A 17,584-nucleotide genomic window follows, 5' to 3' on the forward strand; every position below is an offset into this window, starting at 1 on the left:
AAGCGCGATGCCTGCGGAGGCGGTGTACAACCGGATCGCGGTGCTCAGGGCGGAACGGGGAATTTCCCGGAAGAAATTGGCCGACGCGCTCGACATCCACTACCAGACGGTGGGCTACCTCGAACGCGGAGAATACAACCCCAGCCTTTTCCTCTCCCTGAGGATCGCTGAGTATTTCAAGGTGCCGGTGGAAGTCGTGTTCTCTCTCGAACCATTCCCTCTGCTCGGAAGCGAGGCGGCGAAATGACGAACGAACTGAGCCACAAGCGGATCGTGGCCGTCAAACGAGCCCTACCGCCCGTCTGGTACGGCACCCGCCGCGGCCGCAGGACCACGACCCTCGTGGGCGTCGCCGCGCTGGCGCTGCTCTGGGCCAATCCCGTGACGTGCTGGTTCCTCGCACCTGGGGCCACGGCGCGGTGGCTCACTCTGGGCGCCACCGCCGTCGCCCTGGTGATTTACGCGGGGGTGTTCGCGGTGCTCATCGCGGCCACCGACGGCGTCGTCGGCCTGACGGAGGAGGATCTCGACGAGCGCCAGCTGGCCGAACGACGGCGCAGTTACGCGCTCGCCCATCGCGTCACCGCGTACATGCTCGGAGCGGCGGCCCTGCTGGTGGGCATCGTGGCCTCGGCCCACGACATCCTGGAGGGTCCCTCGGTGGCGGCCTTCACGTTCCTGATCGCCGCCTGGGCGAGCCACAAGGTCATCCCGCACCTCGTCGCCTGCTGGTGCCTGTCGGACGCACCGCCGAACGACGACGAGTGAACCTCCTTCGAATCAGCCGGTTCTGGCGGTGACGACATCCGGGAGACGGCATGCGCGGGCGTTTGCTGATCATCGTCCTGGGGCTGACCGCCTGCCTGTTGGCGGCGCTCGGACTCCCACTCGTGATCACCCGTGTGGAGCAGGAGTCGCGTGAGTTCTTCATGAGCCGAGCGGACGACACCGCACGGTTCGCCGACGAGGCGGAGTCCGCGCTCTCCGTCGGACGCACCCAGCGTCTGACCGCCGACCTGACGCGCTACGACGAGCTGTACACGACGTCGATTTTCGTCACGAACGAGGACGGCCTGGTGATCTGTTCGTCCCGTGAGGGCCTGACCTCGGCGATCCCCGGCGTCGAAAGACCCCTTCTGACCGCGCTCGCCGGCCTGCCCACGCGGGAGCAGCACACTCTCTGGCCGTGGGACGACCGGCCGTACATCATCGCCGAGCCCATCGTCCGGGACAGCCGGATCCTCGGTGCGGTGATCACGATGTCCGACACGGCGAAGTCCCGGAGCATCGTCGTCCACCGCCTCGTCGTTCTGGGGCTCGGGGTGGTCGCGCTGACGGTGGTGGCGCTGGCGTCGGCGGTGCTGGTCGTCCGCTGGGTGCTGAAGCCGGTGCGGCACCTGGACAGGGCGGCCCACGCCATCGGGAACGGCGCGGTCCCCGTGCACGTCGCGGACAGCATCGGACCGCCCGAGCTGCGGCGGCTCGCGGCGAGGTTCAACGCGATGGCCGACAGCATCGCCGCCGCCGCGCGCAATCAGCGGACCTTCGTCGCCCAGGCCACGCACCAACTCCGCAACCCCCTGACGGCGTTGCGGATCCGGTTGGAGAACACCGAGTGGTATCTCGCGGACTGCGACGCGGAAGGCCGTGCGGAGATCCACGAGGCGCTCGGCGAGGTGGACCGGCTCAACGAGGTCATCGACGCGCTGCTCCAGCTCGCGCGGGCCGAGGCCGTGGAGGCGGTCCGGTTGCCGGTGGACGTCTCGGCGATGGCCCGGTCCCGTGCCCGGGCGTGGCGGGCCGCCTATGCCCGCTCGGCCACCACGCTGACGGTCGACGTACCCGACGGACTCACCGCTCTGTGTCTTCCCAACCTCCTCGGGCACGCCTTGGACGGACTGCTCGACAACGCGCTCAAGTACGCGAGCGGCTGCGCCGTCGAGTTGTCCGTACGGTGCGGCGACGACGGCCTGGTAGAAGTCCGGGTGTGCGATTCCGGACCGGGTCTCACGGAGGACGAGCTCGCGCACGCCTGTGACCGGTTCTGGCGCAGCCCGCGGCACCAGGACGTGCCCGGGACGGGACTGGGACTGGCGACGGCCCGCACCCTGATCGAGGAAAGCGGCGGCTCCATGGAGCTGTCCGCCAGGGAACCCACCGGACTCGAGGTCCTCATCCGCCTGGCCGCTGTTCCCACGGACCTCGTCGAGGCGGATCCGCTCGGGGTCTCGGCGTGAACGGCGCGAGGGGCGGCAACTGGTCGCCGTGGCCGCGCGCCGGCCCGCAGGACGTCACTCAGCGGTGCGTCGCCCGATACCAGCGGATCGCTCCCTCGTGCAGCTCCAGCGGGTAGGTCCTGATCGCCGCCCACTGGTTGAGGCGGTGCCCCTCGGGATGGGCCTGCGCCAGCTTCCGCTGCTTGTCGAAGAGCACTTTGGTCAGCCAGTAAGCCGTGTCCGACGGCATGTCACGGGCCACGACGAGGTAGTTCGGGACGCTCACGGTCGTGACGGCGCTGGACAGTCCGTAGACCGAGGCGGGCACCGTGGTCTCCGTGTAGAGCTCGCCGTAAACACGCAGAAGGGGCTTGGTGATCTCCTTCAGGTCGATCAGCCGCACGTCCGTGCGCCTGCTCAGATCGGTGATGGCGTCGCTGGGCAGACCACCGCTCCAGAAGAAGGCGTCGATCTCCTTGTCCGCGAGGGCGCGGGCCGACGTCTGGATGTCCATGTTCCTGCGGGTGACCTCGTCGCCGATTCCGGCCACTGTGAGGATGCGCTCGGCCACCACCGCCGTCCCCGACGCCCGCGAGCCCACCGAGACGCGCCTGCCGACGAGATCATGCAGTGACTGCACCGGACCGTCCGCGCGTACGACCAACTGGACGTAGTTCTCATAAAGGTTGGCGAGCGCGACGATCGGCAGCGGCCGGGTGAACGGGGCCCGGCCGGAGACCGCGTCGGCCGCCACATCCGCGAGGGCGAACCCGACCTCGACCTCCCCCGACACGACCATGCGGATGTTCTCGACGGAGCCGTCGCTCACGACGGCGTCGGCTTTCACGCGGGGGAGGCTCTCCCGAATCGCCTCGGCCAGGCCGGCTCCGTACACGGCGTAGACGCCGCCCGCGTTGCCGGTGCCGATCCTTACCCGGCCCTCCGGAGAGGGGATCTCACCCGCACCCTGGCAGCCGGTGGTCAGGAGGATCACCAGCACCATCAGAAACAGCCTGTACACGAGAGACCTCCTGTGACCACCCATCAGGGGGTCACCGCTTGGTGGCTCACTCTGCGGGGCGACATCCCCTGGCACACCGGTGTGTCGCCGGCTAAGGAGCGCTCCTGACGAGGCGATAACCGACACCGCGAACGGTCTCGATCAGGGCGGGCTCGCCGAGCTTCTTGCGCAAGGTCGCCATGTGGACGTCGAGCGTACGACCCACACCCTGCCAGGTCGTGCCCCAGACATCCATGATCAAGCGCTCCCTGGGCACGACCGTTCCGGGGGTCTGCGCGAGGCAGGCCAGCAGGGCGAACTCCTTGCGCGCCAGGACGATCGGCTCGCCGGCCCTGGTGACTTCGCGCGCCGCGAGATCGAGGTGCAGATCGCCGATGTCGAGGATCGGCTTGGGACGCGGCCGGGCTCGACGCATCACGGCCTCGATGCGGGCTCCCAGCTCGGTGAGTGAATAGGGCTTGACCAGGTAGTCGTCGGCTCCGCAACGAAGCCCCATCACCCGGTCGCGCTCTTCGCCGCGAGCGGTGACGGCGATGATGGCCACATCGACGCCGTTCCGCCGCAACTGACGGCAGATGTCCAGGCCGTCTCCGTCGGGCAGCCCCAGGTCGAGCAGCATCAGATCGACGTCGGGCGCCTCGAGCGCCTCTGCCGCGCTCACCGCGCGCAGCACCTCGTAGCCCTGACGTTGCAGCGCCTTGCTGAGTGCGTTGCCCAGACGGATGTCGTCCTCGACGACCAGCAAACGTAGATTATTCACGCCGGCCCTCACAATTGTGCGAACGTCGTGACCCCGTTATCGCTGATGAGCGGTTCACTAACGGTTACAACCCGATTCAGCACGGCATCCGATCCTCGCTTCAGTCATCACACATGGCTGATTCGCGTACACGTTCACGGTGGGCCGGAGGCCGCCGGTGCTGCTGATGGTCTTGAGCAATTTATTTCATATGCGTGACATCGGAAGCAAGGGTAGGCGTCCGGCCCTGAGCCGCTCCGCCCTTGCCTTGACGCCTGTGTCAAGGTTCTAGCGTGATCGCGAACACCGGCCCGAGGAGCCCCGATGAAATTCGCGATCGCCTACTCCACCGCCGACGGGCTCGACCCAGACAGGCTCCTGGCCTATGCCCGCCATGCCGAGAACTGCGGCTTCGAGGGGATGTACCTGCCAGAACACATCGTTTTGTATCCCGGCGCCGCGATCGGCCCCTACGAGATCCCGCCGACGCTGCCCTATCCCGACCCGCTCGACTGCCTGAACTTCGTCGCGGCGGCCACGCGACGCCTCCTGCTCGGCACGGCCGTGCTGCTGCTGCCGTACCACCACCCGGTGGTCCTGGCCAAGCGCCTGGCGACCATCGACGTGCTGTCCAAGGGGCGAATGCGGCTGCTGACCGTGGGGCTGGGCACCCTGCCCGGCGAGGCCGAGGCGGCGGGGGTCGACTTCGGCACCCGCGGACGCCGTGCCGACGAGGCCATCGACGTGCTGCGGCTGCTATGGGAGGGGGACGAGAAAGGCGTCAGCTTCAGCGGCGAGTTCTTCGGCTTCGACGACGCGTGCAGCTATCCCAAGCCCTATGACGTCACCCACCTGCCGATCCATGTGGGCGGGTCGAGCCGCGCCGCCGCGCGCCGCGCCGGGCGGCGCGGCGACGGCTACTTTCCCGGCGGCGCGCTCACTCCGGAGGAACGCGCCGTCCAGTGGGAACTGGCCCGGACGGCGGCCGCCGAGGCCGGTCGCGATCCCGATGCGCTGGAATACACGCGCTGGGGGTCGATCGACATGTCCCCCGAACGCGTCGAGACGTACGCCGCGCAGGGCGTGACCCGCATCGTGGTCAGCCCCTCGTCCACGGAACCGGAGCGGCAGCGGGACGAGATGTCCGCGTTCGCCCAGCGGTTCGCCCTCCCACGTACGGACTGACGCCTGGCTCGCTCGGTGCGAGGTGACAGCGTGACGCGGCGCTCGCCGCCGCAGGCGTGAGGAACGGTACATTGCGCGCATGTCTTCCACTTCGCGGCCGGACGATCGCCTCGCGTCCGTGTTCCGGTTCGCCACCGAGTTGGTCGCCTGGGTCGCGACACCGTGGGCCATCGCCTGGCGGTCCGTGCCGCTGGCCGTGCTGTCGGTCGTGGTGCTGATCGGGCTGCCGACGCTGTTGTCCACTCCGGGCGACAAGCGGAACGTGATCGTCGCGGTGCCAGGGCCGGTCACGATCGCACTGGTCCTTGTGCAGCTCGCGGCGGCGGTGGTGGCGGCGTGGGCCGCCTGGCCCGCGCTCGCCGCCGTGCCGGTGACCGTGCTGGCCGCGGTCACCGTGGTGCTCGAACTGCCCCGCTGGCGGTGGCTGGCCTCCCGGTGAGGCGTGCTGCCGGGGGCTGGTCAGGCGTGCGCGTGGTCGCGTCGTGTGCGCAGGAAGACCGCGGTGAGGAGGACGCCGAGCAGGACGAGGACCACGTTGACGGCGATGGCGGAGGTGACACCGTGCAGGATCGCCCCGGCGGACGCCGCGCCCCCGGCCGTGGCGGTGGCGATCGCGGACATGATGGGGGTCCCCATGGTGATGCCGACCTGCTGGGACATCGAGGCCAGGCCGGTGGCCAAGCCCTGCTCGTGGTCGGGGAGTCCGGTGGTGGCGGTGACCATGAAGCCGACGATGACGAGCATGTTGCCCACGCCGCCCAGGAAGGTGGCGGGCAGTAGCAGTCCCATCGAGGCCGATGTGTCGCCCAGGAAGATCAATACGGCGGTGAAGACGGCCTGGAGCAGCCCGCCGCCGATCAGGACGGCCGTCGTGGAGGTACGGGCGATCGCCTTCGGGGCGAGCATGCCTCCGGTCACGGTCCCGGCTCCCAGGACGCCGAAGGAGAGCCCTGCGGCGAGGGCCGAGAAGCCGAGGGTCTTCTGCATGTACAGGGTGAGCAGGTAGACCAGGGACGTCTCGGTGACGAAGGCGAGCAGCCCGAGCACGTTGCCCCAGGCCACAGTGCGCTTGTGCAGTACGCGCACCGGGACCAGGGGCTCGGCGGCCCTGCGCTCGACACGGTAGAAGACAACCAGCAGGACCGCCCCGGCCAGCAGGCCCGTCAGGGCGAGAGGCTCGCTCCAGCCGTGTTCGCCGGCCCGCGTCAGGCCGTAAACGACGCCGAGCAGCCCGAGGGTGACCGACAGCGCGCCGGGCAGATCGACCGTGGGACGGGCGGCGGGGCGCGACTCGGCGACGACGGCGGGAGCGACGAGGAGCACGGCCAGGGCGACGGGGACGTTGATGAAGAAGGCCCAGCGCCAGGACAGCAGGTCGGTGAGCACGCCGCCGAGGACCGCGCCGGCGGTGAACCCGGCGGACATGAGCGCGCCGTTGAGGCCCAGGGCCTTCTGGCGCAGAGGGCCTTCGGGGAAGGACGTGGTGAGCAGCGCGAGACCGGCTGGGGTGGCGGCGGCGGTGGCGAGCCCTTGGGCGATACGGGCGATGATGAGGATCGCGGGGCTCGGGGCCAGCCCACCGGCCAGCGAGGCCGCGCCCAGGAGCGCGAGGCTGCCGAGGAAGATGCGCTTGCGGCCGATCAGGTCGCCGATGCGGCCGAAGAGGAGAGTGAAGCCGGCCGCGCACAGGGCGAAGGCGGTGGCGATCCACTGCAGATCCGCCAGGGAGAACCCGAGGTCGTCGCCGATCGCGGGCAGCGCCACGTTCAGGATCGAGAAGTCGACGGCCAGCATGAACTGGGCGACCAGCAGCACCGCGAGGATGACCTTCAGACGGCCGGTCAGGCGCCGCGGTGGCGCGGCGGCCGCGGCCGCCGGCAGAGATTTCGTGGTGGACATGACAGGGATATCCCTTCCGGCGTGGAGGCTGTGCATCGGCTTAACGGGTCTGTCATCCCGTTAAACTGATGAGGACACTAGCACTCCATGTCGCCTAAAGGGAACTGTGGTCCCGATAGTGGCCTGGTTGAGGAAGGAGCCGTCATGGCAGCCACTCCACCGCCCGGTGCCGTCCGCCCAGGTGGACGCACCGCCCGCGTCCGCGAGGCCGTCCTCGAAGCCGCCGCCGACACCCTGGCCGAGAAGGGCTTCGAGGGGCTCGACCTCGGCGAGATCGCGCGTACCGCGGGAGTCGGGAAGACCACCCTCTACCGCCGCTGGGGCACGCCGGGCGCGCTCGCCGCCGACCTTCTCCAGGACATGGCCGAACGATCCCTGCCCCGGTCCCGCAACGACGACATCGACCAGGATCTGCGCGACAACGCCCGGCTGGTCCTCAAAACCCTCACCGATCCCCGCCAGGGGCGGCTGTTCAAGGCGCTGATCGCCGCCTCACTCTGCAACGACCAGGCAGCGCAGGCCTTGCGCCGCTTCTACGCCGTACGTATCGACGAATGGGCCGGCTGCGTCACCGACGCGATCGAACGAGGCGAGCTGCCAACCGGCACCGACCCGCGCAGGGTGATCGCCGCAGTCTCGGCACCCCTGTACTACGCCCTGCTCAACACCGGGGAACCTCTGGACGAGGCCGCGGCGGATCGGGCCGCGGCGGCGGCGCTGGCGGCGGCCCGCGCCGGGGCCCTCTCGATCAGCTGATGCTCGCCCCTGACAGGCGACCGTACTGAGGACTCAGGGGCTCACCGCGCACTTGTGGCTACCGCCGGCGCTCCCGCGAACGCTACGACCGCATGCGGTCATGCTCTCCAGGAGAGGCCGCATCGGCGTCGGTCGCCGGCCTCCGCGACACTTGCTCCTCGACGAGTACGAAGACCGAACGCCGCAGGAGACAACCGTGAGCCTCGAGGCACAGCGCGCCCACATCCTCACCGGGCGGATGTACAACGACCTGACCGACGAACTGGTCGCCGCCCGCCGGCGTGCCGTGCTGCTCACCAACGCCTACAACGACAGCTTCGGTGCTCCCCAGGCCCACCGCGAGGCTCTCCTGCGTGACCTGCTCGGCCATGTCGGCCCGGGCGCTCACTTCGAGCCCACCTTCCGGTGCGAGTTCGGCTACAACATCAGCGTCGGCGCCAACTTCTACGCCAACTTCGACGCCGTCATGCTCGACGGCGCACGAATCACGATCGGCGACAACGTCCTGCTCGGACCGCGCGTGAGCATCTACACCTCCAACCACGCCATCGATCCCGACGAGCGCGTCGCCGGAGCCTGCTACGCCAAGCCCGTGACCATCGGCGACAGCGTGTGGATCGGGGGCGGGGTCACCGTCAACCCCGGTGTGACCATCGGCGACGGCGCGATCGTCGGCTCCGGGGCCGTCGTGACCCGAGACGTCCCCGCGCGCGTCATCGCCGCCGGTAACCCCGCCCGGATCCTGCGCGAGATCACCGAGCAGGACGTCACCGGCTGGCGCCCCGACGCCCTGTAGGCACGCCCGACCTCCAATGAACGCGTCGAGCCGGCTGCCGAGCACCGGCAGCCGCGTCCTGACCGGCTGCAGGCGCATCCGGCGCATCCGGCGTATCCGCTGGTCAGCGGTAGCAGGCGAGTCAGTCGTCGAACTCGAAACCGTCCGCCTCGGCGGCCGCGACGAGCCGCCGCATGCGGTCGGCGTCTGCCGCGACGGCCGCCATCCGGGCGCCCAGCTCCTCCAGCGCGCCGCGGTCCTTTCCGTACGCGCAGAACATGTCGCCTTCGGGGTCGTACGAGAATCGGCCTTCCAGGGCGGGGGCCTCGGTGCTGACGAGCAGTTGCGCGACGCCTTCCCAGAAATATCCGTTCGGCGTGTGACCGAGCTCTTCGATCACGTCGTCGACCTGCGTGGTTGCCGCGTCCAGCAACAGCGAGTACTCCTCCGGGGCCGACTCGATCAGCCTCAATGGATGCATCGGCGCATGCTGCCACCTCCGGTCCCGAGCCGCAAGGCAGCCGCTAGCGTTCGGGCGGGTGGTGATCCAGTGGTTGCGCGCACCGCGGTGCGCAGGTCATCATCGAGGCATGATCTCCAACCGAAAGGGCGGCGACGCCCACGCGCGTTGAGCGCGCCCGCGCGGCGCTACGCCGCCGCTGACCTTGTGCCCGACGTCCGGAGCGACAAGAGCGCTCACGACCGGTGGCAGGAAGCCGTCAAGATCCGGCAGGAGTGGCTTGACCACGGCCTGTCCACGCAGCCGGCCGACCGGCGGACCGTCGAACGCAGCCTGACTGCGATCTACGCGAGGATCTCTCGCCCGAGGCCCCGGTTCGAATGGGTCGACTCACCGGACCAGGCGATCCCGCTTGTCGCCGGTTTGCCCACTCTCGGCCGGCTCTACGGCTGGATCCGGAATCCGCACCCGCGGGGGACACCGCCACTGGCCAGTGATCTGGCCATGCTCGAGTCGCAGCTGCGCGGCGCACTCAGCGCCGGTGTCTCCCACGTCGACCCTGAGCTGTCCCCGGTGCGGAGGGGCAAACGGAACGAGCCCTGGCCCGAACTGCCACCGCTGAAGGCACTCGACGCCGGCGTTCCACTGGGTGTCGTGGTGCACCAAGGCATCCGTACGGCACTGCATCGGAGCCTCGCGCACGGATTCCGCATGCCGATCCGTAACACGCTCGCCGCCGGCGGGCCCGTACCGGCCTGTTGGTACGGCCAGCAGGACGCGGCGTGGGTCGCTTACTACGACGTGCTCCATCGGCTCGGACTGGCCTCCTACGGGCCGGACCACCTCGAGCACCTCGGCCACTGGGCCGCACTCGCGCGCTCCGGCGGCTGGTGGTGGCCCAGCGAGGATGTGTGCATCGTGGTGGATCGACCCGAACTGGTCCGCACCGAACCAGTCCCCGGGACCTGGCACGACGAGGTCCGGCTCCGGCGCGGTGGTGTCCGCTACCGCGACGGCTGGCACCCGCTACTGGCATGACCCGCGAGCGGGCCGGGACGAGACACGTTCTCTCGTCCCGGCCCGCCCGGTTGCAGCTCGTTGTGAGGCACCGGCGCCTTCGTGCCGGGACGGGTCGCTCGACCACCAGAGCAGGGCGGCCGAGACCAGGCAGGCGGTTGTGAACCACAACGGGGAGACAGTCGGCCGTGAGAAGGTCGCGATCATTCCGTATGGATCGAAGGCATCCGGCCGGGAGAGAACCCAGCCGTTGGGGAGTCCGGAGCCGTGCCGGTCGACAAGGGCCACGGCGAGGAGCCCGCCGAGCGCGGTGAGGAGCAGGCCGCTCATCGCCACCCAGAGCACCGCCCGCCGATGCAGGGCGACGAGCACCAGTACGGCCAGGCCGCCGATGCCCACGAACAGTTCGAGAGCGTGCCAGAGCGCCGGGGATACGGCGCCCACCACACCGGCCATGACGTCGGGCAGCCGCTCGACCGACACGTGCGGGCTGAGCCACGCCGGATGGCGGTTGGCCAGCGGCGGGAGGAGCAGGACCAGGCATGCGGCGAACCTGGCCGCGACCGCGAGCGCGGCTCTCCGGTCGGTCGGCAGGACGTACGGCACAGGCCTCCCGGGTGTGCCGGCGAGTTCGTGGGCGGACCGGGCCAGCCAGATCACGAACAGGGCGTCGGCGGCCGAACTGGCCTCGCTGTAGACGTCGTAGAAGTCATCGGCCCCGCTGAGCGGTATGCCCCCGATGAGGAGCACATTCGGCACCAGCAGGGAGGCGATGCCGTACCACACGGTCGTCCGTCCCCAGCGGCCGTCCCGCCACTGCGCCACGAGCACCAGCGCGGACCACACCACATTCCCGACGCCGGCGAACCCGCCGAGCGCCGCCGTCCGCTCCGCCGCGTGCCAGTCGAGCACGTCGAACACCTCGGTCGCCGCCATGCTCACCTGGGCCAGCAGGGCGGCGCCCAGGGCGAGGTCGGCGTGGCGCAGATTGCGCCGCAGCACCGGGTGGAACAGCACCACGACGGCCGACATCACGAGCGCGTCGAGCACCACCGCCCACCAGGGCCAGATCGGCATGACCGCGTAGAACGCCCAGAACGCCACTGCCGCATACAGAGCCCTTCGCAGCGGGCGCGTCTCGGGGTCGGCCAAGCGGGGCTTCCCGGACGGCAGGCCCCGCAGGCTCTGCCACAGCGCCCAGGCCCACAGCCCGCCCGCGAAGACGAGGATGAGCACGTTCGGCCACGTGGCGGCGGCGTCCTCGTCCGCTTCGACGAACAGCGACAGCCGCCACAGGAAGCCGACGTCACCATCGGTCTGCGCGAGCACGGCGGCGACCACGAGCGCCGCCACATATCCACCGGTCACGAGCACGGCGGGAAGGATCGACCGATAACGGCGCACGCGTCACGTCCAGGAATTCGAGCAGGGGGGCAGGGCGCTCACCCTAGCGATTCCTGATCACGAAAATTCGATCACCGATGAAACGATCAAGGGATCGAACGCTGTCTCCCACGATCAGGCCCTTGCCCGTGGAGTCGGGTGGCGGGATTTGAAGGAGTCACACGCACCCGGGTTCTCCCGGCCTTGCCCGGCTGCGGAGGGCATATTGCCTATATGACAACGGGCAGGTGTGTGAGGGACCTTTTGGCGGCAGGGATCGCCATCGGCATCCTCATCTGGGGTGCGGTTGGTGCGTGGACGGCCGCTACGGTTGGCAACTACCCGTGGAACGCCTGGGTCCCAATCGCCTACGGAGCCGGCAAAGGTGTCTTCCTCGGTCTGCTCGCCGGACTCGGTGCCGCCACAGGGCTAACACGGTGGGCGCGGCGCACGCCGAAGTCCATCGCCTTCGTCGGCGCCCTGGTCGGCGGCTCGATTCTGGGCACGATCAAAGACTTCAACGGCCCACCTGCACCTATGGTGTACTTCATGCCGCCGATGCCGGACGAGCGCTGGTATTGGTCCACCATGCTCACCCATTGGTCCGGCAAGATTATGGTGCCGGCCGTCGTTTGTGCCGTCGGCCTTGTCATGCTTGTCGGCCGCCTTATCCGGGAACCGTACCCGGCAAGGCTGTCCCTCGGGACCAACTTGATGCTCGCCCTGGCAGGGGTGGGGCTGCTGATCCTTCCGGAGATCGCGTCAAGCTTCGTCCCTGAGGTGCAGGGCAACGGGCAGCACGTGAACGAGGGAGTCATTGCGGCCTTTTACTGTTGGGCGGTAGCGATCCCCGCGATCACCGTGGGCGCCTGGCGACTCCTTCGCCGTTCTGCCCCCATCTCAGTACTTCCGCGCGAAGGAGATGTCCTCCGCTAGGGAGCTTGGGACTCGAACTCCGCTCGGAGGGACGCGTGTGGGCCACGCGCAACGGGCGTCTTGCGAACGAGGACGACAACCGCGGCCTATGCCAGACCATCGACGGCGATGACGTTGGCCAACTGGCCGAGGAGCCTCGGCAGCACGCCGGGCACTCGTCTCACCTCCGCTGCGCTGTACCCGAGCCGGAGGAGCCGCTCTGGGTCTCTCAGCCTCGCGGGCCATACCGAGTCGTGGACTACACCTGCGTACCCAAGGCGTTCGCGCGAGCGGTCTTCGCCTCCTCGCCCACCAGGTAATGCACGGTTGTGCCCGGCAAAGTGGGCAGCTCGGCCCAGTGGGTGATCGGGTCGTCACAGACCTGCGGGTCGTCACGGTCGCGGCCATAGGGCAGCCGGACGACACCGTCAGAGTCGACGAAGCAGTCGTGGTACTCACGCCCGTCCTCAGCGAAGTGACGGGTGGTGAAGTACATCGGCCTCACCAGCCAGAATTCCTGCCCGGCGTTCGGATCGCGCTCGTCCGCATCATCGGACGCGAAACGGCCCGTGATCGCGGCGGCCACGGGCATTCCGTCCCCCGGCAGCCTCTTCCGTGAGTCCACCCACTTCACCTCCGCGCGCATGTTCATCCCGGCTCCGATCTTTTGTCAGGTACGGCCATTTTGGCAGTCCTGCCCTTGTCTCGTCCGCTTGACGCTGGCGAGCGGAACGTGCAGCCCTGGACGTTGCCGCGCGGCAACTCGGACGGCAGTTCGCCAGCCTCGAACTGCACGCACCGTTCATCCGACTTGCTGACGCGAGGATCCGAGAGGCTGGCCAACTGCTTGCAGCCATAGCGACTCCAGCCGACGCGAGCGTGCGATCTTGCCGGCAGACCGCAAGGCGGGTAGCGCACCCCACGCGGGTCACGCGGATCCGGGACCGCGGCCAAGGCGCGCAGCAGGCCGCTGTGTTCCACCATCGGCGACCGGAGTCGGCGGGGTGCCGCTGACGGTAGCGCTGCCGGCGGAGGTGTCGACGACGCGGTGTCTGCGGCACGCCCGAAATTCTTCAATGGACCGGAACCGTTGCTCAGCCGACCGGCGCCTGCAGGGACACCAGATCCGCGTACCGGCCGCCGCGGGAGATCAGATTGTCGTGCGAACCCGTCTCCACGACGCGTCCCTCCTGCAGCACGACGATCAGGTCGGCGTCCCGGATCGTGGAGAGGCGGTGGGCGATTACGATCTGCGTGATTCCCAGGCCGCTGAGATTCTCCCGGATGCGTTCCTCGGTCAGCGCGTCGAGGCTCGAGGTCGGCTCGTCGAGCAGCAGGATGCGGGGGCGGCGGGCCAGCGCCCGGGCGAGGGCGAGTCGCTGGCGCTGTCCGCCGGATAGACGGCCGCCGCTCTCGCCGATGTGTGTGCCGTACCCGAGCGGCATGGCGGAGATCTCGTCGTGGATTTCGGCCAGCCGGGCGGCCTCCTCGATCACGTGACGTCCGACGGATCCGTCCCCGAACGCGATCGTGTCGCGGACTGTCCCGGAGAACAGGTGGGGCTGCTGCGTGACCACGCCTATCTGCCGGCGAAGGTGCGGTGGGTCCAGGTCGCGCAGGGGTATGCCGTCGAAGCGGACCTCCCCCGCCAGGGGCTCGACGAGACCCAGCAGCACCCGGCCGAGCGTGGTCTTGCCCGATCCGGATCCCCCGACGACCGCGACCCGCGCCCCCGCGGGGATCCGCAGGTCGATGTTGTGCAGGATCGGGAAGCGCGAGTCGTAGCCCGCGGACACGCCCCGGATCTCCACTTCGCCGCTCAGCGTGGGCCGCAGGCCGCCGGACGGCTCCGGGTCCGCGGCCAGCAGGTCGGCTACCCGGTCGAGGTGGGCGAAGGCGAGGTGGATCTGCTGTACGGTGCCAAGCAGCGACGAGAGGGGGGCGATCGCCGAGCCCGCCATCGCCGCGAGGGCCAGCAGGTCGCCCAGGCTCGACGAACCCGGCATCCGCGAGTAGATCACGACGAGCAGGCCGAGTGAGAGCGCGAGCTGGAGCGCCTCGGTGGCGGCCTGGACGGCGACCACCGTGCGGTCCCGTTCCGCGCTCGCGGCGAGCTCGCGCTGATGACTGGTTTGCCAGCGCTCGAACGCCCCCTCCTCGGCGCCGCTCGCCTTGAGCGCCTCGATGCCGGACAGGCTCTCCACCAGGCTGGTCTGCGTGGCGGAGGTCGCGTGCAGCCCCGCGTACGCGAGCTGCACCGACCGCCCGGCAAACAGCGCCACCGTGATCGCCTGCGCAGCGGCGACCAGGACCGTCACGACCGCGATGGACGGTGTGGTCACCGCCAGGGCGATCACGTACGAGGCGGCGGTGAGCAGGTCGAAGACCAGGGCTAGCGACCGTTCGGCGATCATGTTGCGGATCCCGGAGACCGCGCTCAGCCTGCTCAGCAGATCGCCGCTGGTCCGCCGTTGGAAGAACCGGTACGGCAGGGTCATGACGTGCCCGACGAGCCGTCGCATCAGCCGCGCCGCCACTCCGGTCTGGAGCCGGATGAGGAGGAGCGACCGGGCGCGGGAGGTCAGCAGGTGCGCGGCCACGGCGGCCACCGCGGCGAGGCCCAGTGCCCCCGGCGCGAGGGCGCCGCCGTCCACCACGAGCTTGGTGAACAGCGGCACGGCCAGGCCGAGCAGTTGGACCACCGCCGTCGCCAGGACGACCGCGACGATGAGCCGCCGCTCGGTGAACGCTCCGGCCAGCAGGGACAGCACCGCCCGGGCCGCGGACCGGCCCCGCTCGGGTGGGACGAGCCGGTCCGGGACGTCCGGGACGAGCAGGGTGCCGCCGTAGCCGTCGGCGAAACGCTCGCGGGTGAGCCGCGTCCGGCCGAAGGCAGGATCGGCCAGCACCATGTGGCCCCCGTCCACCCGCTCGACCACGACGAAGTGGTTCTGCTCCCAGTGGGCGACGAACGGCGTGGGCATCCCGCCGAGCCGGTCGGCCGTGAGCCGGAACGCCCGCAACCGCAGGCCGAACGCGGCGGCGGCGCCGATGAGATCACGGAGCGTCGCTCCGTCCGCGCCCTCGGGCAGATGACGCCATACCTCCGCGACGCTCGTACGGCGTCCCAGGGCGCTGAGCACCATGGCGAGGCAGGCGGCTCCGCAGTCGGTCTGCGTCTGCTGCATGCGCAGGGGGACTCGTCGTCTCATAGCCAGTGCCACCTGATCTCGGCGGCCGCCCGCCGGTCGGCCAGCCATGCGGAGTAGGCCGCCTCCGCGGCCACGGCCAGGTCGGTGGGATCGTCCGGGTCGGGGACGGCACGGTGTAGCACCGCCCCGGCCAGCAGGCCGTCCTCCGACTCGGCGGGTCCGACGACCCGGCCCGGCTGGGCCGCGCGCAGCGGTCGCGGCAACTCGCGGACGAATCCGGAGCACATCGTGAACCGCAGCCGTCCCGAGCCCTCCTGTACGGCACGCTGGGCCCGCAGGAGCAGTTCCGCCGGCGAGTCGGCTCGGGCGATCTCCTCGATCGCCGCCCGGTCGTGGCCGGCGACCCAGGCCGCCCGCGTCCGGGAGAGCTCCTGGGCGTGCGTGTGGAGATAGGTCTTCGCCGGCTCGCCGGTGAATCTCCGGCGCACGCGGTTCATCCGCGCCGTCGTCTCCATGAAGCCGGCGAAGGCGTCCTCGGGCAGGCCGATCTCGTCCAGCCACCTCAGCGTCCGCTCACGGCTGAACAGGCCGCGGCGGCGCCGGAAGTCGTCCATGGCCTCCTGGAGCTCCGCGTCGGTGACCGGCTCCCGGTCGTCGGCGATCTCCGACAGCAGGATCCGGTAGTCCACCAGCTGCTCGTGGACGGTGCGGTCACGGGCACCCAGCGAGCGCAGGGCGTACAGGGCGGCGGGGACGGACAACCCGATGCCGTCCACGCTGACGACCTGCCCCGCAGCCCAGTGGGTCGAGTGGTCGACCAGCCAGGGCACGCCGTCACCGGCCTGCGCGGAGATCGCCACCGTGCCGCCCTCGGGGTAGGTCAGCAGCAGGTCGTATCCGACGTGGAGGGTGCCGGGCGGCTCGTCCACGACGAGCTCCGCGTCGAGCCGAGGATGGGCGGCAGACCAGGCCTTGGCCCGCTCCTCCGCCTGCCCGACATCCTCTCTGCGCCGCGGAAGGGTACGCAGGAGCCGTACGGCGGACGCCAGGTCGGCGCCGAAGACGTCTGTCATCATGCTCTTCCTTCGGTGAGCCAGTCGGCGATCGCGTCCCCGATCGGCAGGCCGGCGCGCAGCTCGACGAACGCCCATTGGCCGCTGACGTTGAGCTCCAGGAACACGTACTCGCCGTCCGGCGCGAGGATCAGGTCGATCGCGCCGTAGTTGAGCCCAAGCGAGGCCACGAGCCGCAGACACCGCTTCTCGACGTCCTCCGGCAGGGGATGGGGGCGGTAGGCGACGCCCAGGTCTTCGTAGTGCCGCCAGTCCTGACTGGTCAGGCGGGACGATTGGGAGTCGATCTCGGCGCTGAAGACGCGCTCCCCGACGATCGTGACCCGCAGCTCGACGGCCTTCGCCAGGTTGGGCTGCAGGATCACCGGAGCGTGCCGGATGCGGTGCCGCCCGGCCAGATCCCTCCGCTCGATCTTCGTGGTGTAGACGTGGTGGTCCTCGCCGTCGATGAAGAACGGCCGGAAGCCGAGCGCCTTGGAGATCAGCCGTCCCTGGGCCCGCCGCCACGCGGGGACGAGCTGCCCGGGGTCGTTGCCGATCACCGTTTCGGGAATCGTGAAACCCAGCTCGGCCGCGCGCCTCAGGTGGAGCAGCTTGTTGTCGACGCGGGCCATGTGCCGGGGTCTGGCCGGCAGCCAGCGGTCGGTGGGCATCAGCTCGTAGACGCCGTGGAGCATCTGACGGGCCATCTCCTCGGCGTACGCGCGCTGGCTCGGATCGGCCACGGAGGACGCCTCCGGCGGGTTGGGGCGCCGGTGCCAGACCGCGGTGACCTCGGCGAGGTCGTGGGAGACGCCCTGGTGGACGAGGGTCTGGCGGCAGCCCGTGCCGGACAGCCGGGTGCAGAGAACGGTTCGCTCCGGGAAGTCGGCCTCGTCCCACCAGAGCACCGGCACGCCTCGCTCGTCGAGCCGGCGCACGACCATGCTCACCGAGTCGTCCCGGCGATCACTAATGATCAACAGCATGTGGCGTCCCTTCAGCCCCGGGTGC

18 protein-coding genes are annotated in these 17,584 nt (G+C 69.9%); 9 read left to right on the forward strand and 9 right to left on the reverse strand.

Annotated elements, in window-relative coordinates; genetic code table 11:
- The first annotated feature begins 7 nt into the window (after nucleotides 1-7).
- The 3 genes from IL992_RS05090 to IL992_RS05100 are packed head-to-tail and all read left to right on the forward strand — an operon-like array spanning nucleotide 8 to nucleotide 2,237.
- Nucleotides 8-247, forward strand: coding sequence for a helix-turn-helix transcriptional regulator (locus IL992_RS05090; protein WP_193202115.1), 240 nt, complete (start codon nucleotides 8-10; stop codon nucleotides 245-247).
- Entirely contained in the window at nucleotides 244-768 is a 525-nt protein-coding gene (locus IL992_RS05095) for a hypothetical protein (RefSeq protein ID WP_193202116.1), read from the forward strand. Before IL992_RS05090 ends, IL992_RS05095 begins: the two co-directional genes overlap by 4 nt.
- 50 nt (nucleotides 769-818) lie before the next feature.
- Complete coding sequence (locus IL992_RS05100) at nucleotides 819-2,237, forward strand: sensor histidine kinase (RefSeq protein ID WP_193202117.1); 1,419 nt, start codon at nucleotides 819-821, stop codon at nucleotides 2,235-2,237.
- Between the two features lie 58 nt (nucleotides 2,238-2,295).
- On the opposite strand, the gene IL992_RS05105 is transcribed toward IL992_RS05100, so the two are convergent.
- A complete protein-coding gene (locus IL992_RS05105) occupies nucleotides 2,296-3,237 on the reverse strand; it encodes a TAXI family TRAP transporter solute-binding subunit (protein WP_193202118.1) in 942 nt (313 codons plus the stop codon).
- A gap of 91 nt (nucleotides 3,238-3,328) precedes the next feature.
- Entirely contained in the window at nucleotides 3,329-3,982 is a 654-nt protein-coding gene (locus IL992_RS05110) for a response regulator transcription factor (RefSeq protein ID WP_226872318.1), read from the reverse strand.
- 318 nt (nucleotides 3,983-4,300) lie between these two features.
- Between IL992_RS05110 and IL992_RS05115 the strand changes: the two genes are divergently transcribed.
- Both IL992_RS05115 and IL992_RS05120 read left to right on the forward strand, forming a co-directional pair.
- Nucleotides 4,301-5,161, forward strand: a complete 861-nt coding sequence (locus tag IL992_RS05115; RefSeq protein WP_193202120.1) for a TIGR03619 family F420-dependent LLM class oxidoreductase — start codon at nucleotides 4,301-4,303, stop codon at nucleotides 5,159-5,161.
- A 79-nt stretch (nucleotides 5,162-5,240) separates the two neighbouring features.
- Entirely contained in the window at nucleotides 5,241-5,600 is a 360-nt protein-coding gene (locus IL992_RS05120; protein WP_193202121.1) for a hypothetical protein, read from the forward strand.
- A gap of 20 nt (nucleotides 5,601-5,620) precedes the next feature.
- Here IL992_RS05120 and IL992_RS05125 read toward each other — a convergent pair whose 3' ends face one another.
- The gene (locus IL992_RS05125; RefSeq protein ID WP_193202122.1) at nucleotides 5,621-7,060 is read right to left on the reverse strand and encodes an MFS transporter; all 1,440 of its coding nucleotides are present in this window, start codon (nucleotides 7,058-7,060) and stop codon (nucleotides 5,621-5,623) included.
- 144 nt (nucleotides 7,061-7,204) lie between these two features.
- Between IL992_RS05125 and IL992_RS05130 the strand changes: the two genes are divergently transcribed.
- Nucleotides 7,205-7,816 carry a TetR/AcrR family transcriptional regulator gene (locus IL992_RS05130; RefSeq protein WP_193202123.1) on the forward strand — a complete coding sequence of 204 codons (612 nt, stop codon included), beginning with the start codon at nucleotides 7,205-7,207 and terminating at the stop codon, nucleotides 7,814-7,816.
- 196 nt (nucleotides 7,817-8,012) lie between these two features.
- Nucleotides 8,013-8,612 carry a sugar O-acetyltransferase gene (locus IL992_RS05135; RefSeq protein ID WP_193202124.1) on the forward strand — a complete coding sequence of 200 codons (600 nt, stop codon included), beginning with the start codon at nucleotides 8,013-8,015 and terminating at the stop codon, nucleotides 8,610-8,612.
- Between the two features lie 121 nt (nucleotides 8,613-8,733).
- Here the strand turns inward: IL992_RS05135 and IL992_RS05140 are convergent, their stop codons facing one another.
- Entirely contained in the window at nucleotides 8,734-9,072 is a 339-nt protein-coding gene (locus IL992_RS05140; protein WP_193202125.1) for an Imm51 family immunity protein, read from the reverse strand.
- 186 nt (nucleotides 9,073-9,258) lie between these two features.
- On the opposite strand from IL992_RS05140, the gene IL992_RS05145 reads away from it, so the two are divergent.
- Entirely contained in the window at nucleotides 9,259-10,089 is an 831-nt protein-coding gene (locus IL992_RS05145) for a DUF6745 domain-containing protein (RefSeq protein ID WP_193202126.1), read from the forward strand.
- Here the strand turns inward: IL992_RS05145 and IL992_RS05150 are convergent.
- Nucleotides 10,078-11,442 carry a hypothetical protein gene (locus tag IL992_RS05150; RefSeq protein WP_193202127.1) on the reverse strand — a complete coding sequence of 455 codons (1,365 nt, stop codon included), beginning with the start codon at nucleotides 11,440-11,442 and terminating at the stop codon, nucleotides 10,078-10,080. The genes IL992_RS05145 and IL992_RS05150 overlap by 12 nt on opposite strands.
- A gap of 243 nt (nucleotides 11,443-11,685) precedes the next feature.
- Between IL992_RS05150 and IL992_RS05155 the strand changes: the two genes are divergently transcribed.
- On the forward strand, nucleotides 11,686-12,387 hold the full coding sequence (locus IL992_RS05155; protein WP_193202128.1) for a hypothetical protein: 702 nt from the start codon (nucleotides 11,686-11,688) through the stop codon (nucleotides 12,385-12,387).
- Nucleotides 12,388-12,625: 238 nt separating this feature from the next.
- On the opposite strand, the gene IL992_RS05160 is transcribed toward IL992_RS05155, so the two are convergent.
- The 4 genes from IL992_RS05160 to IL992_RS05175 form a co-directional block, all read right to left on the reverse strand.
- Nucleotides 12,626-13,018 (reverse strand): AQJ64_40280 family protein, encoded by a 393-nt coding sequence (locus IL992_RS05160; RefSeq protein WP_193202129.1) that lies wholly within the window; start codon nucleotides 13,016-13,018, stop codon nucleotides 12,626-12,628.
- A 442-nt stretch (nucleotides 13,019-13,460) separates the two neighbouring features.
- The gene (locus tag IL992_RS05165; RefSeq protein WP_193202130.1) at nucleotides 13,461-15,578 is read right to left on the reverse strand and encodes a peptidase domain-containing ABC transporter; all 2,118 of its coding nucleotides are present in this window, start codon (nucleotides 15,576-15,578) and stop codon (nucleotides 13,461-13,463) included.
- The gene (locus IL992_RS05170) at nucleotides 15,575-16,594 is read right to left on the reverse strand and encodes a TIGR04500 family putative peptide maturation system protein (RefSeq protein ID WP_193202131.1); all 1,020 of its coding nucleotides are present in this window, start codon (nucleotides 16,592-16,594) and stop codon (nucleotides 15,575-15,577) included. Before IL992_RS05170 ends, IL992_RS05165 begins: the two co-directional genes overlap by 4 nt.
- Nucleotides 16,591-17,559 carry an MvdC/MvdD family ATP grasp protein gene (locus IL992_RS05175; protein WP_193202132.1) on the reverse strand — a complete coding sequence of 323 codons (969 nt, stop codon included), beginning with the start codon at nucleotides 17,557-17,559 and terminating at the stop codon, nucleotides 16,591-16,593. Before IL992_RS05175 ends, IL992_RS05170 begins: the two co-directional genes overlap by 4 nt.
- Nucleotides 17,560-17,584 lie beyond the last annotated feature (25 nt).

This window comes from Microbispora sitophila, assembly GCF_014892245.1.
Lineage (GTDB): Bacteria > Actinomycetota > Actinomycetes > Streptosporangiales > Streptosporangiaceae > Microbispora > Microbispora siamensis.

Bases quoted from the DNA above. Each gene is read 5' to 3' on its own strand.
- IL992_RS05170 (WP_193202131.1), bottom strand. From the start codon at position 16,594: ATGATGACAGACGTCTTCGGCGCCGACCTGGCGTCCGCCGTACGGCTC.
- IL992_RS05100 (WP_193202117.1), top strand. From the start codon at position 819: ATGCGCGGGCGTTTGCTGATCATCGTCCTGGGGCTGACCGCCTGCCTG.
- IL992_RS05115 (WP_193202120.1), top strand. From the start codon at position 4,301: ATGAAATTCGCGATCGCCTACTCCACCGCCGACGGGCTCGACCCAGAC.
- IL992_RS05160 (WP_193202129.1), bottom strand. From the start codon at position 13,018: ATGAACATGCGCGCGGAGGTGAAGTGGGTGGACTCACGGAAGAGGCTG.
- IL992_RS05120 (WP_193202121.1), top strand. From the start codon at position 5,241: ATGTCTTCCACTTCGCGGCCGGACGATCGCCTCGCGTCCGTGTTCCGG.
- IL992_RS05125 (WP_193202122.1), bottom strand. From the start codon at position 7,060: ATGTCCACCACGAAATCTCTGCCGGCGGCCGCGGCCGCCGCGCCACCG.
- IL992_RS05130 (WP_193202123.1), top strand. From the start codon at position 7,205: ATGGCAGCCACTCCACCGCCCGGTGCCGTCCGCCCAGGTGGACGCACC.
- IL992_RS05140 (WP_193202125.1), bottom strand. From the start codon at position 9,072: ATGCATCCATTGAGGCTGATCGAGTCGGCCCCGGAGGAGTACTCGCTG.
- IL992_RS05175 (WP_193202132.1), bottom strand. From the start codon at position 17,559: ATGCTGTTGATCATTAGTGATCGCCGGGACGACTCGGTGAGCATGGTC.
- IL992_RS05095 (WP_193202116.1), top strand. From the start codon at position 244: ATGACGAACGAACTGAGCCACAAGCGGATCGTGGCCGTCAAACGAGCC.
- IL992_RS05155 (WP_193202128.1), top strand. From the start codon at position 11,686: ATGACAACGGGCAGGTGTGTGAGGGACCTTTTGGCGGCAGGGATCGCC.
- IL992_RS05165 (WP_193202130.1), bottom strand. From the start codon at position 15,578: ATGAGACGACGAGTCCCCCTGCGCATGCAGCAGACGCAGACCGACTGC.
- IL992_RS05090 (WP_193202115.1), top strand. From the start codon at position 8: ATGCCTGCGGAGGCGGTGTACAACCGGATCGCGGTGCTCAGGGCGGAA.